Source organism: Pseudomonas citronellolis, from assembly GCF_029335315.1.
In the GTDB taxonomy this organism is placed as follows: domain Bacteria; phylum Pseudomonadota; class Gammaproteobacteria; order Pseudomonadales; family Pseudomonadaceae; genus Pseudomonas; species Pseudomonas citronellolis_A.
The window spans coordinates 1-13,898 of sequence record NZ_JARJLT010000139.1; the positions used below are offsets into that span (position 1 = coordinate 1).

General features: G+C 60.3%; 13 protein-coding genes. All 13 read left to right on the forward strand.

What is annotated here, in order from left to right:
- Positions 1 to 266 precede the first annotated feature (266 nt).
- The 13 genes from P3W75_RS11460 (at position 267) to P3W75_RS11520 (ending at position 13,880) form a co-directional block, all read left to right on the forward strand.
- Positions 267 to 1,343 carry an amidohydrolase family protein gene (locus P3W75_RS11460; RefSeq protein WP_033970234.1) on the forward strand — a complete coding sequence of 359 codons (1,077 nt, stop codon included), beginning with the start codon at positions 267 to 269 and terminating at the stop codon, positions 1,341 to 1,343.
- Positions 1,343 to 2,197, forward strand: a complete 855-nt coding sequence (locus P3W75_RS11465; protein WP_033970236.1) for a fumarylacetoacetate hydrolase family protein — start codon at positions 1,343 to 1,345, stop codon at positions 2,195 to 2,197. The genes P3W75_RS11460 and P3W75_RS11465 overlap by 1 nt, the downstream gene beginning before the upstream one ends.
- A gap of 14 nt (positions 2,198 to 2,211) precedes the next feature.
- Positions 2,212 to 3,117, forward strand: coding sequence for a 3-hydroxyacyl-CoA dehydrogenase (locus P3W75_RS11470; protein ID WP_043157489.1), 906 nt, complete (start codon positions 2,212 to 2,214; stop codon positions 3,115 to 3,117).
- Positions 3,114 to 4,289 (forward strand): thiolase family protein, encoded by a 1,176-nt coding sequence (locus P3W75_RS11475; protein ID WP_033970239.1) that lies wholly within the window; start codon positions 3,114 to 3,116, stop codon positions 4,287 to 4,289. Before P3W75_RS11470 ends, P3W75_RS11475 begins: the two co-directional genes overlap by 4 nt.
- The gene (locus P3W75_RS11480; protein WP_242412769.1) at positions 4,282 to 4,815 is read left to right on the forward strand and encodes a carboxymuconolactone decarboxylase family protein; all 534 of its coding nucleotides are present in this window, start codon (positions 4,282 to 4,284) and stop codon (positions 4,813 to 4,815) included. Before P3W75_RS11475 ends, P3W75_RS11480 begins: the two co-directional genes overlap by 8 nt.
- 162 nt (positions 4,816 to 4,977) lie before the next feature.
- Positions 4,978 to 6,252: a cytochrome P450 gene (locus tag P3W75_RS11485; protein WP_043157486.1), complete on the forward strand. Its 1,275-nt coding sequence runs from the start codon at positions 4,978 to 4,980 to the stop codon at positions 6,250 to 6,252.
- Between the two features lie 149 nt (positions 6,253 to 6,401).
- Positions 6,402 to 7,709, forward strand: a complete 1,308-nt coding sequence (locus tag P3W75_RS11490) for an amidohydrolase family protein (protein ID WP_043157483.1) — start codon at positions 6,402 to 6,404, stop codon at positions 7,707 to 7,709.
- Positions 7,710 to 7,808: 99 nt separating this feature from the next.
- Complete coding sequence (locus P3W75_RS11495; RefSeq protein WP_043157482.1) at positions 7,809 to 8,957, forward strand: acyl-CoA dehydrogenase family protein; 1,149 nt, start codon at positions 7,809 to 7,811, stop codon at positions 8,955 to 8,957.
- A gap of 2 nt (positions 8,958 to 8,959) precedes the next feature.
- The gene (locus tag P3W75_RS11500) at positions 8,960 to 10,018 is read left to right on the forward strand and encodes an acyl-CoA dehydrogenase family protein (RefSeq protein WP_043157481.1); all 1,059 of its coding nucleotides are present in this window, start codon (positions 8,960 to 8,962) and stop codon (positions 10,016 to 10,018) included.
- 7 nt (positions 10,019 to 10,025) lie between these two features.
- The gene (locus tag P3W75_RS11505) at positions 10,026 to 10,826 is read left to right on the forward strand and encodes a crotonase/enoyl-CoA hydratase family protein (protein WP_116825776.1); all 801 of its coding nucleotides are present in this window, start codon (positions 10,026 to 10,028) and stop codon (positions 10,824 to 10,826) included.
- Positions 10,827 to 10,854: 28 nt separating this feature from the next.
- Entirely contained in the window at positions 10,855 to 11,979 is a 1,125-nt protein-coding gene (locus tag P3W75_RS11510; protein WP_033970251.1) for an acyl-CoA dehydrogenase family protein, read from the forward strand.
- An 18-nt stretch (positions 11,980 to 11,997) separates the two neighbouring features.
- Positions 11,998 to 12,873 carry a cache domain-containing protein gene (locus P3W75_RS11515; protein ID WP_231278067.1) on the forward strand — a complete coding sequence of 292 codons (876 nt, stop codon included), beginning with the start codon at positions 11,998 to 12,000 and terminating at the stop codon, positions 12,871 to 12,873.
- Between the two features lie 86 nt (positions 12,874 to 12,959).
- On the forward strand, positions 12,960 to 13,880 hold the full coding sequence (locus P3W75_RS11520; protein ID WP_052172128.1) for a DMT family transporter: 921 nt from the start codon (positions 12,960 to 12,962) through the stop codon (positions 13,878 to 13,880).
- Positions 13,881 to 13,898: the final 18 nt, after the last annotated feature.

The following is a 13,898-nucleotide window of genomic DNA, read 5'->3' on the forward strand; positions in this document are numbered from 1 at the left end:
CCTGTCTTCCTCACCTTTTTCCTTTCCCATCCCTCCTAGAGCCGTTCTGTCACCGCTTGACTCGAAGGGGGCGGGGTAGGGGTTGTGTATTGTGATCTTAAAAATAAATTGAACAGATTTTTGATTTATGATCAATTTAAAATTATGCTTCGCCATGAAAGCGGGCCTGACGCGCATGTTGAGTGATGTGTACCCGGCTAGGTCGGTTACATCACGAGCGTTGCGCTACACAAACATAAAAAATGCCACCCTGAGGTATCCAGATTATGCTCATCGATCTTCACGCCCATGCGCCGCATCCCGATTACTACGATCAACATCCCTACTGGGGGCCGGCCTTCGAGTTGCAATCCGATGGCGACATCAAGCTGCGAGTGGGTGACTGGATACTGACCCTGGGGGCTCCGGAACGTAAGAAGGCCCTGCGCGAGGCGCATGCCCGTGGCGAAACGCTGAACGTGGCGGAATACATGGCGAAATGGCGTGATCCGAGCCATCGCCTCGCTGCGATGGATGCGGCGGGTCAGGCTGCTCAGGTGCTCTCGGTGCCGAGCCACTGCTACATGTACTGGGCGGAAGCCGAGTTCGCCGTGCCCTTTGCTCGCCGGGTCAATGATGCGCTGGCAAGTTACTGCTCCGCCGCGCCCAATCGCTTGATGTTCTGGGCCCACGCGCCACTGAATGTACCGCTCGAAGCGGCCAAGGAAATCCGTCGTGCCTGCACTGAACTGGGCGCCAAGGGCCTGGTTGCCGGTGGCTCTAACTTTGGCGGACTGGAATACGACTCACCCGAGCTAGATCCCGTGTGGGAGACGCTGTGCGACCTCGACCTGCCGATTTTCGTGCACGGCTACAACCAGTCCGTGACCTGGGGTAAGGACGCCAATACCGATCGCTATGAGACAACCGCGATCGTCGGTATGAACTATGACGAAACCAAGTGCTTCTGGTACCTGATCAATGGTGGTGTGCTGGATCGCTTCCCGAACCTGAAAGTCTACATCACCCATGGTGGTGGCTTCGTGCCCTATCAGTTGGGGCGCATGGCGCAGACCAATCCCAACCTAGACGTCTATCATAACAAGAAGCCATTTCTGGATTATCTGTCCAATTTCTATTTCGACGTGGAGTTGCACGAGCTCCCCATGCGTCAGGCCATGCTGGACGTAATTGGTGCTGATCGTGTGGTGTACGGCTCCAACTTCGGCGGTAGTGATGCGGTGCGCCATGACCTGACGGATGGGCTGCGTCTGTCCGACGAAGATCTGCAGAAGATCCGCTGGAAAAACGCCTGCGATCTCCTGCACCTGGATCCGACCAAAGTGGGCAAGGTGGGTGCCTGATGAAGCTGGCGCGCTGTTCCTATTTCCAGACGGGGCCCTTCTGGGCTGTCGTCGACCCTGAGCGCGACGAGGTTCATGCCATCGATGGGGAATTTTCCCAGTGGGCCCCTGCATTGGCCAGGGGGGCTGGTATCAGTGCCCTGCGCCTTTCCGGACCGTCGCTACCGCTGTCTAAGATGTGCCTGCTACCTCCGATAGAGCCGGTCAACCGGGTGGTGGTGGCGGGTGCAAACTATGCCAAGCACCTGGCTGACGACTTCGGTCTCGCCAGCCCTTCACAGCCAGTGGCCTTCCTCAAGGCCTACGGTGCGCTGATCGGCGCTAAAGACCCGATTCGCTATCCACCTTTGACCGAGGAGCTAGACCACGAGGTCGAATTGGTGGCAGTGATCGGTAGTTCGGAGATAGACCTCGATGACCCGCTGGCCAGCGTTCTGGGCTACACCGTTGGTAACGACGTCAGCGCACGGGACCTGCAGCGCAGTGGTCCGGCGGGTATCGGCATGGATCTGTTTGCGGCCAAGAGTCAGGACTGTACTACCGGGCTTGGGCCCTGGATCGTCACCAAGGACGAATTTCCAGCCGGCTCGCCTGAGCTGCGCCTAATCCTCAAGGTCAACGGCGAGATTCGACAAGACGGCTCAACTGCAGAGATGACCTGGGATGTTGGTCAACTGATTCGTTTTGTCCAGCAGCGATCCAGATTCGCCTGCGGTGACGTGCTGTTCACCGGTTCGCCGGCCGGTGTCGGCATGGGAACTGGCCGATTCCTCAATCCCGGTGATGTCGTCGAGGCAACCATCGAGGGCATAGGCACATTGCGCAACGTAGTGGGCAAGAAGTCCCGCGACTGAATCGAGAGCGAAGCATGAGCACTGATAAACAAGAAAAGATCGTGGTGGTGGGGGCTGGTCTGATGGGGACCGGTATTGCGCATGGGTTCGCCAGTTCTGGCTATCCCACCGTGCTGGTGGATACCAACCCTGAGTCGTTGTCCCGCGCCAGGGGCAATATCGGCAAGATCCTCGAGGATGGTGTATCTCTCGGCAAAGTCTCTGCTGAGTCGGCGCAAACATCCTTCGCGCGCCTGTCCACCAGTGGCGACTTGGCCGAGGCCGCGCAGGGGGCCGATTGGCTGGTGGAAACGGTTTCCGAGCGACTGGACGTGAAGAGGGCAGTGGTTGCCCAGGCCGAGCCGCTGCTCGCCCCCGGCGCAATCATCGCCACCAATACCTCGGCGCTGAGTGTGACCGAGATCGCTGCCACCCTAGCCTGCCCCGAGCGGGTCATCGGCATGCATTTCTTCAATCCGGTGCACAAGATGAAGCTGGTGGAGCTGGTTCGCGGTCTGGCGACTAGTGACGAGACGCTGGTGCGTACTCGTGGGCTGTGCGATGCCATGGGCAAGACCTCGATCGTTGTCAACGAGTCCCCCGGACTGACCACTAGCCGGATGTCCGCATTGCTCGGCAACGAGGCGATGTACATGCTCCAGGAGGGCACGGCCAGTGCTGAGGATATCGACACGGCTCTGCGTCTGGGCTTCAACCACCCCATGGGGCCTTTAGAGCTGGGCGACCTGACTGGCTGGGATACCCGATTGTCTGTCTTGCGCTACCTGCATCAGACCTTGGGAGAGAAGTTCCGGCCCTGCCCGCTGATTATCAAGATGGTCGCCGCCGGGCGCTTCGGCCGCAAGACCGGGCATGGCGTCTATCGCTATGAGGATGGCAAGCGCGTACCGGGCTCCGGTCTCAAGGCGAGCGCACTATGAAAGACATCGTGATTGTCGATGCAGTGCGTACTCCGATTGGCCGTTTCCGCGGCGGCCTGGCCGGTGTGCGTGCCGACCACCTGGGAGCGCTGGTGATTGGCAAACTGCTGGAGCGCGTAGGTCTGTCGCCAACGCAGGTTGATGACGTGATACTCGGCTGCGTCACCCAGATCGGCGAACAGTCGGCCAACATTGCCCGAACCGCGTTGCTTGGTGCCGGCTGGCCGGTGGATATCCCTGGACTGACCATCGACCGCAAGTGCGGGTCGGGCGAGGTGGCGGTGCATGTCGCTGCTGGCGCCATCGTCGCCGGGGCCGTTGATATCGTGGTTGCCGGCGGCGCGGAGAACATGAGCCGTGTACCGATGGGGAGCAACCGCGAGATTCACGGCGAAGCATTTGGTTGGATGGCCGCCGAGCGTTATGAGCTGACCAGTCAGGGTGAGGCCGCCGAGCGTATTGCTGAGAGGTGGTCGCTCAGCCGTGACGAGTTGGACGACTACGCCTTCGTCAGCCATAGCCGGGCGGCCGCTGCGGCTGATTCCGGACATTTCGCCAATGAAATCGTAGAAGTGCCGGTCGAGGGTTTGCGCGAGCATGGGTTTAGCGAACCTGCAGCACCACTGCGGGCGGACGAGACCATTCGTCGTGACACGTCGCGGGCTAAGTTGTCGACTTTGAAGACCAGTTTCCGCCCCGAGGGCGGCCGCATCACCGCCGGAAACTCCTCACAGATTTCCGATGGTGCGGCAGCACTGCTGCTGATGTCGGCGGAAACTGCTCAGCGTCTGGGATTGAAGCCTCGGGCGCGGATTCGTGCATTCACCACGGTGGGGTCCGATCCGACACTGATGCTCACTGGCCCGATCGCAGCTACGTACAAGGTGCTGCAGAAAGCTGGCCTGGGCATTCGTGATATCAATTTGTTCGAGGTCAACGAGGCATTCGCTTCGGTACCGCTGGCCTGGATGCATGAAACCGGTGTCTCGCACGAGCGACTCAATGTCAACGGTGGGGCCATCGCCCTGGGCCACCCGCTTGGCGCCAGTGGCGCACGGCTGATGACCACGCTGCTCAACGAGTTGGAGCGGCGTGATGCCCGTTATGGGCTGCAGGCGATTTGCTGTGCCGGAGGCATGGGGACCGCGACCATCATCGAGCGCCTTGGCTGAACAGATGGAGAGGGCTGCAGGCATGGCGCGAATTTCCATGGTACCGCTAGAGGATATGCCGGCCGAGCTGCTCGAGGCGATCGTGCGGGGGCAGGAAACCCGCATGCTCAGTTCGACAAGGCCGATTCAGGTCTGGGCGCATCGCCCTGGTCTGGCCCTGGCCTGGCTGGAACTGATGGCCGGCTTCTATCGGGACAGCTTGCTGGGCGAGCGCTTGCGCGAGCTGTTGCGGCTGAAGATCGCCAGTATCACCACCTGTCAGGCGTGCCAGTTGGCGCGCAAGTCCGATGAGGTCAGCGAGGACGACATTGCCTGCTTGGCGATCGACAGCGAGCGCTTCAGTCCTGCGGAGCGGGCCGCTCTGCGTTTTGCCGAACTGTTTGCCGGTGACTACATGGCCATCGACGACGGGCACTACGCGCGAATGTCTGAATTCTTCAGCCCGGCTCAGGTGACGGAAATCAATCTCTATTGTGCCCTGATGCTGGCCGGTGGGCGTATGACTTACGTCCAGCAGGCTTACTGAGTGCGTCTCTCAAACGCCTGGGCTGGACATTTCTTTTCTTGATTTTGGACAAAATGTAAAAAATCGTTCAGATTTTTACGTGGCGTGCCTAATATGTCCGATACGGCGTGTCTCTCGCAGGACCACGCATACCGGCTACATACAACAAGAAAGGAGATGTCCATGTCCGCCCCGGTCCAGAGCAACTTGGAGCAAGTCTTCGCCAATGTCGCGAGCAACTACCGAGGTGCCGATATCGATCTGCACGCGGTATATCGTGAGATGCGCGAGAAATCCCCGGTTCTCCCAGAGAACTTCATGGCGCGCCTTGGCGTTCCATCGATTGCCGGACTTGATCCTGACCGTCCGGTATTCACGCTGTTCAAGTACGACGATGTCATGGCTGTGATGCGCGACGCCACGAACTTCACCAGTGGCTTCATCGCCGAAGGGCTGGGGGCGTTCTTCGATGGCCTGATTCTCACCGCTATGGATGGAGGTGCGCACAAGAACATCCGCAGCCTGTTGCAGCCGGTGTTTATGCCCGAGACGGTCAATCGCTGGAAGGAAACCAAGATCGACCGGGTCATCCGCGATGAGTACCTGAAGCCCATGGTCGCCAGCAAGCGTGCGGACCTCATGGAGTTCGCCCTGTACTTCCCCATTCGCGTGATCTACTCGCTGATCGGCTTCCCCGAGGACCGCCCTGAGGAGATCGAGCAGTATGCTGCCTGGGCGCTGGCTATCCTGGCTGGCCCGCAGGTTGACCCCGAGAAGGCTGCTGCCGCACGCGGCGCGGCGATGGAGGCCGCCCAGGCTCTATACGACGTGGTCAAGGTGGTCGTGGCGCAACGTCGTGCCGAAGGCGCTGCGGGCGATGATCTGATCAGCCGCCTGATTCGGGCCGAGTACGAGGGGCGCTCGCTTGATGATCATGAGATCACCACTTTTGTCCGTTCGCTGCTACCGGCGGCCAGCGAGACGACCACTCGCACCTTCGGCACCTTGATGACTCTGCTGCTGGAGCGGCCGGAGTTGCTCGCGCGTATTCGCAAGGACCGCAGCTTGGTCCCCAGGACCATCGACGAAGCGGTGCGCTACGAACCGGTAGCCACCTTCAAGGTGCGCCAGGCGGCCAAGGATGTCGAAATTCGCGGTGTGGCCATTCCCAAGGGGGCCATGGTCTCGTGCATTGTCACCTCTGCCAACCGCGATGAGGATGCGTTCGAGCGGGCCGATAGTTTCGACATCGACCGCAAGGCCAAACCGTCATTCGGCTTCGGCTTCGGTCCGCATATGTGTATTGGCCAGTTCGTCGCCAAGACGGAAATCAACTGTGCGCTCAATGCTGTCCTCGACCTGATGCCGAACATTCGTCTCGATGTCGACAAACCGGCTCCGCAAATTATCGGAGCGCAATTGCGTGGCCCCCATCACCTGCATGTGATCTGGGATTGAGGCATGCGCCCAGCGCTTTGCGGGGCGCGCCATGGTGCTCCTGGCAGAGGAGTTAATTGAACATTTTTAAATAAAGTGTTTAATTTATTTCAGGCGTGCACTATGATCAGGAGCACATCAGGAACCCGTAAGCCAAGGGGAAAACAACAATGAAGATTGAAGATCTGATTCTCGTCAGCGTTGATGACCACGCGATCGAGCCGCCGAATGCCTTTGCACGCCACATGCCGGCCCGCTTCAAGGGGCGCGAGCCCCACGTCGTCAAGCGCGGAGAGCGCGATGTGTGGGTCTTCGAGGAGCAGGCCACCGGTTACATGGGGCTCAATTCGGTGGTAGGCCGGCCCAAGGAGGAGTACGGCATGGAGCCGCTGGGCTATGAGCAGATGCGTCGCGGCACCTGGAATATCAGTGACCGTGTGGACGACATGAATGCCAATGGCGTACTCGGTTCGCTCTGTTTCCCGACCTTCCCCGGCTTCGCCGGCCAGCGCTTCCAGGTACATGCGGACCGTGACGTGTCCCTGGCGGCCATTCAGGCTTACAACGACTGGCACCTGCATGACTGGTGCAACGCCGCCCCGGGACGCTTCATTCCACTGATGCTAGTGCCTTGGTGGGACATGCAGGCCGCTGCTGCAGAGGTTGCACGTCTGGCTAAGCAAGGCGTGCATGCCCTGTCGCTGTCGGACAACCCCGCGATTCATGGTTACCCGTCGATCCACAGCGACTACTGGGATCCGCTGTGGAAAGCCTGTTCTGACTACAACGTAGTGATCTGTTGTCACATTGGCACGGGCGTCAAGGCAGAGCACGCTTCCGAGCTGTCGCCGATCGATGCCTGGATCACCTCCATGCCGATCTCCATCGCCAACTCGGCGGCCGATTGGATTTGGGCGCCGATGTGGAAAAAATTCCCGAAGCTGCGCATGGCTCTTTCTGAGGGCAGTATCGGCTGGATCCCTTACCTGCTGGAGCGCGCTGATTTCACTCATCGCCATCACAACGCCTGGACCAACTCCAACTTCGGCGGGCAGATGCCCAGCGACATCTTTAAGAAGCATTTCATCACCTGCTTCATCGAGGATAACTTCGGGCTGCAGAACCTGAAGTTCATGAATGAAGAGATGGTCACTTGGGAAAGCGACTACCCGCACTCCGACTGCACCTGGCCGAACTCGCCGGAAACGGCCTGGGAGGGCCTGAGACACTTGCCCAAGGAGACCATCGACAAGGTCACTCACCTCAACGCCATGCGCGAGTTCTCCTACGACCCGTTCGCGATCCTTGGTCGCGACAGCTGCACGGTCGGTGCCCTGCGCGCCCAAGCTGCGCACGTGAAGACCGAGCCGGCTCTGGGGCTCGGCGGCGCCGACCACGGACGTGCCGACGGAAAACCTGTCACTTCCGGCGATATTAATGCGATGTTCGCTAAGGCAGACGCTGGCACCGCTCTCTGATAAGGCACCTGCCAGCCCTCTTCCCTGTGTCGGAAGAGGGCTGGCAGGTTTCGGATCACCTTTCCGTGATTGGCCTTGTGCCCCATTTCGAGAGTTCGCATGTCTATCGCTCAATTCACTTACAGCAAGATTCCCCTTGAGGCGGAGTCGCTCCGTCACGAGGTGCGGGCATTTCTCCAAGACTGTCTTGGCGATTATCCACCGACTGCTATGGCGCAATCCTGGATGGGTTTTGACGCGAGGTTCAGTCGCCAACTCGGCGCCCAGGGGTGGGTCGGTATGGCGTTGCCCAGGCGCTATGGCGGCAGTGAAGCCGGCCCTTTCTCGCGCTACGTGATCATCGAAGAGTTGTTGGCAGCCGGCGCGCCGGTATCGGCACACTGGATTGCCGATCGGCAGAGCGGCCCGCTGATAAATCGTTTCGGGAGTGAGGCGCAGAAAGAGTATTACCTGCCGCCGATCTGCCGCGGCGAAAGCTACTTCTGTATTGGCATGAGCGAGCCGAACTCCGGCTCCGACCTGGCGTCGATCAAGACCTCAGCTCGCCGCAATGACGGCGGTTGGCTGCTCAACGGGCAGAAGGTGTGGACCACAAACGCCCAGCACTCGCATTTCATGATTGCACTGGTGCGCACCGGCGAGAAACAGGCGGCGCGCCATGAGGGCATGTCGCAGTTCATCGTCGATCTGAGTCTACCGGGGGTCACCGTCCGTCCTATCCGCGACCTGGCCGGTGGCGAGCATTTCAACGAGGTGTTCTTCGACAACGTTCAGCTCGATGCGGATGCGCTGATCGGTACCGAAGGCAAGGGCTGGGAGCAGGTCACCGCCGAACTGGCTTTCGAGCGTAGCGGTCCGGAACGCTTCCTCAGTTGCATGGCCTTGCTTACAACACTGGTCGATGCGCTGGGTCATAGCCCGGATGCCCTGCAGTGCCGCGAGATCGGTCGCCTCACGGCTAAGTTACTGACCTTGCGCAACATGTCGCTGGCAGTCACTGCGCAACTGGCTGCCGGCGAGCATCCGACCTGGGCTGCTTCCTGCGTCAAGGATCTGGGAAATCTATTTGAGCAGGAACTGCCCGAGGTTGCCCAACTCCTGCTCGAGGCCGAACCTCGCCTGGTTGGCGGTAGCGAGCATGCCCGGGTTCTGGCCTATCTGATGCAGATGGCGCCTTCCTTCTCTCTGCGCGGCGGTACCCGCGAAATCCTGCGCGGCATCATCGCGCGCGGCCTGGGGTTGCGATAACTATGCGAGAACTATTCGAATCAACCATCGAGCGCCTTTTCGGCAACTTAGCCACGCCGGAATACGTGCTCGGCTGCGAGGGTGGTGTGTGGCCGGCCGAACTCTGGAGCGTCCTGAAGAACTCCGGTTTCAGCCTGGCTGCCGTACCCGAAGCCCTGGGTGGTGCCGAGGCGGGGTGGGCTGATCTCTATGTGCTGGCACGTGCCGCCGGCCGTTTTGCTGCACCAATCCCCCTAGGGGAAGCGCTACTTGCCAACTGGCTGCTTGGCAAGGCCGGGCTCGAGGGGCGTGGTGATGTCCTCAGCTTTGCCGCCAGCGCCCAGCTCAGCCTACGGGGCGACAAGGTGGATGGCCTTGTGCATGACGTGCCTTGGGGCCGGCATACCGATGCCGTGGTGGCCATTGCTGATGCCGCCGATGGCCCACGTGTGGTCCTGTTGGATCGTACCGCGGCGGTCGCACAGTTCCTGGCCCTGAATGTGGCTGGCGAGCCGCGCGATGGTTTGCGCTTCAGTTCGGCTCCGGTGCTTGCCAGCGCGCCACTGCCCACGGGAATGTCAGGTGATGTCCTGCTACTGGGGGGAGCGCTGCTGCGTTCCGCGCAGATCGCTGGGGCCTTGCGAGCGCTGCTGGAAATGACCTCCGGCTACGCTTGCGAACGCCACCAATTCGGCCGTCCGATCGGTGCCTTTCAGGCTATCCAGCAACAGCTCGCGGTATTAGCTGAGCAGGCGGCGGCCGCTGGTGTCGCAGCGGAGGCTGCCTTCGTCGAGTCGGACAGCGCTCTGGCCGCCCTTAGTATTGCTGTTGCGAAGGTCAGTACCGCCGAGGCCGCCAGCGTCGGCGCCGGTATCGCCCATTCCGTGCACGGTGCCATCGGCTTTACCCAAGAGTACTCGCTGCACCTGTTGTCTCGTCGCCTGTGGGCCTGGCGTAGCGAGTTCGGCTCGGCCAGTCTGTGGAGTCAGCGTATCGGTCAACTGGCCTGCGCCGCTGGCGGCCAGGGCTACTGGCCGTTGCTTACAGGGCACGCAGCCCAATCACTACCTGAACTCGGGTGACTACAGCATGAATCCCTTTCTGCAGATCGAGCGGGACGGCGCTATCGTCACCGTACGCATGAACCACCCGGAAACCCGCAACGCGCTGACCTCGCCGGAGCAAATCCAAGAGTTCGTCGACCTGTGCGCCGAACTGCGTCGGGATCACTCGGTGCGGGTCATGGTGCTTACCGGCAATGGCAGCGCCTTCTGCGCTGGCGGCAATGTCAAGGACATGCGCAGTCGCGAGGGGATATTCGCCGGGTCCCCTTACGAACTGCGTAATACCTATCGTGATGGTATCCAGCGCATCCCGCTGGCGTTGTACGAACTGGATGTCCCGGTGATTGCCGCCATCAACGGCCCGGCGATAGGTGCTGGACTAGACCTGGCTTGCATGTGCGATATCCGACTGGCGTCGACCACGGCACTGTTCGCGGAAAGTTTCGTCCGACTGGGGATTGTCCCGGGCGATGGGGGGGCCTGGTTGCTGCCACGCATCATCGGCATCCCCAAGGCAAGTCTGATGGCCTTCACCGGTGACGCCATCAATGCCGCCAAGGCGTTGGAGTGGGGGTTAGTGGAACAGGTCTGCACCCACGAGGCGCTCCAAGCCGAGGCTCTGTCGCTTGCACAGCGCATCGCTGGCAATCCGGGGCATGCGCTGCGTCTGTGCAAGCGGTTGCTGCGAGAGGGCCAGCACCTGCGCCTCGATTCGCTGCTGGAGCTGTCCGCCGCATACCAGTCGCTGGCCCACCACACGGAAGACCACCGGGAAGCGGTCTCCGCCTTCTTGGACAAGCGCAAGCCGGATTATCTGGACCGTTGAGAAGACCGATTGAATTGGAGTGATAGTTATGCGTGGTGTTTTTCGTGAAGACCATAACTTGTTCCGCGAGCAGGCGCGACGTTTCGTCGATCGCGAGATCGTGCCTCATCTGCATGAGTGGGAAAAGAATGGCATCGTGCCCAAGGATGTCTGGCTGAAAGCGGGCGAGACCGGGCTGCTGTGCTCCACGGTGCCGGAAGAATATGGCGGCTCCGGTGGCGATTTCGGCCACTCCGCAGTGATGATCGAAGAGTTGGCCAGGGCCAATGCGACTGCCGTGGGTTTCACCACTCACTCGGAGATAGTCGCACCCTACATCGTCGCCTATGGCAGCGAAGAGCAGAAGCAGAAGTGGCTGCCACGGATGGTCAGTGGCGAGCTGATTGGCGTGATCGCCATGAGCGAACCGGGCATCGGCAGCGACCTACGCTCGATGCGCACACTGGCACGCCGCGATGGCGGAGACTACATCGTTTCTGGACAGAAGACCTTCATCACCAATGGTGGTAATGCCGGACTGGTAGTCACTGCCACCAAGCTCGACCCGGCGGCCAAGGAACTGACCTTGATCTGTATCGAGGAAGAGCGCAAGGGCTTCTCCAAGGGGCGCTTGCTGGAGAAGATTGGCCTCAAGGGGCAGGATACCGCCGAGCTGTTCTTCGACGAGGTGCGGGTGCCGGCTAGCAATCGCCTGGGCGAGGAGGGGCAGGGATTCAAGTATCTGACCCATCAGTTGGCCTGGGAGCGTCTGATCATCGCCATCCGTGCGGCGCAGTCGATCCATACCCTGCTGGAAGAAACCATCGAATACACCCGCGATCGTAAGGTATTTGGAAAGCCGGTACTGGATTTCCAGAACACCCGTTTCAAGCTCGCCGAGGCCAAGGCGCAGGCGACCATGCTGCGGGTTTTCGTCGACGACTGCCTGGCCAAGGTAATGCGTGGTGAACTACCGGCGGATGTCGCCGCCATGGCCAAGTTGCTCGGTTCGGAGATGCAGGGCAAGTTGCTCGACGAGTTCCTCCAGTTGCACGGTGGCTACGGCTTCATGAGCGAATACAAGGTCAGCCGCGCCTGGGTGGATGCACGGGTTGCACGCATCTATGGCGGCACCTCTGAAATCATGAAGGAAATCATTGGACGTACCCTGTGATCGGAGGGCTTCGCGCCAATGACCTCCAAGTTGTCTATCTTTCGCCATGTCTTGCTACTGCTGCTCGGTATGCTTTACCTGTCCAGCGCTCTGGCCCAGGACGAAGGAAATTATGCGGCGGAGGCCACGCAGGCCAATCGTCTGTTGGAACGGGCTGTTGCCTACTACCGGGCAAAGGGGGAGGCTGCTTTTGCGGCCTTCAGTCGTCAGGGAGAGTTCATCGATGGCCAGCTCTATGTCTATGTCGTCGACACTAGTGGTGTGATGTTGGCCAGCGGCGGGCCGTCGGCGAACCTGGTGGGGCGCAATATCGGTGGCGTGCTCGACGCTGAATTGAACAAGTCCTTCAAGGCTGCGTTGGCGTTGCCAGAGGATGGTGAAACCCATACCGCCGACTACCACTGGGTGAACTGGGTTGATGGCAAGGCCGAGCGCAAACGAGTGTTTTTCAGGCGCGTTGGTGAGCGGATCTTCGCGGTTGGCTATTACATGCCTCGCTCCAGCAAGCAGGAGGCTATCCAACTGTTAGCGCGCGCGAGTGCCGCGATGGCAGCCAACCCCGCGAAGGTGATCGAGCAGGTCAACAGCCTGGATGTGGAGTTTATCCGTGATGACCTGTATGTATTCATCGTCGATCTGGATACTTTGAAGTTCAGCGCCCACGGTTACAACCTGCGCCTGGTTGGTACTCAATTCCGTGCCTTGCAGTCCGCCGACCAAAAGCGGATCGGTATACAGATGCTCGAGGCACTGAAGAAGGGCGGTGGATATGCAGAGGTGAGCTATCTGTGGCGCAACCCTGCGAACAGTCGCCTTGAGCAGAAGAACACCCTGCTTCGCCAGGTAGGGCGATATGCCGTGGCGGTCGGCTATTACGTACGCCCTGAGACCTGAAGGGCATTGTCGTACGCGAAGCGGGGAGCGTGTCTGGATGTGCGCTGGTTTCCAGTGACGCCCGGGTTCGTTAGGACGGATGACTCATGATCTATCTGCTCCCCATTCTAGCGTCGCTGATCTGGGCCGGTAGCACGGTAGTCAATCGACTGGCCGTCGGTGCTATCGAGCCGGCGGCCATTTCCTTCTATCGCTGGCTCCTAGCGCTCATCGTGCTTAGTCCCTGGCTGCTGCCCAGGGTCTGGAAGCAGCGGCGGTTGATCCGCCGGCACTTCTGGCAGCTTTTTGCCCTTGGAGTGCTGGGTATGGCTCTGTATCAGTCGCTGGCCTATTTCGCCGCGCATAAGGTTTCTGCCACCTCGATGGGCCTTATTCTGGGCACCATGCCGTTGCTGACCACACTGCTGGCATTACCGTTGATGGGGGTACGGCCGACGCGTACTGTCTGGCTCGGTTGTCTGGTTTCATTCTGCGGGCTCGCCCTGCTTATCAGTGCCGGACGGCCGAGTCGGCTGTGGCGAGAAGGCATGGGCTTGGGCGAGTTCCTCATGCTCATGGCGTCGCTGTCCTATGCGGTCTACTGCCTGCTGCTCAAGCGCTGGCGATTGCCGATAGCGACTTGGGAATCACTCTATGTGCAGGTTTTCTGTGGCTTGATCGTGTTGCTACCAGCGTTCCTGCTGACCCCTTCGGTGCAACTGACAGCACGCAACTTGCCGTTGGTGGCTTATGCTGGTTTGTTCGCGTCGGCGCTGGCGCCTGGGCTTTGGAACCATGCGCTTGGGGAGATTGGAGCGGAGAAAATTGCGGTGTTCATGAACCTCACGCCATTGTTCACCGGCTTGCTGGCAGTGCTACTGCTGGGCGAGGAACTGCATGGCTATCACGCTATTGGTGGCGGCCTGATTCTGTTTGGCATCGCTGTGGTGCAGGGACTCGTACCGATGTCGCGCAGTGGGACCAGGAACGGTACGGGAGGTACGGGACCCAGGTGCTCCAACACCTGAGCCCGCCTCGGGATGATC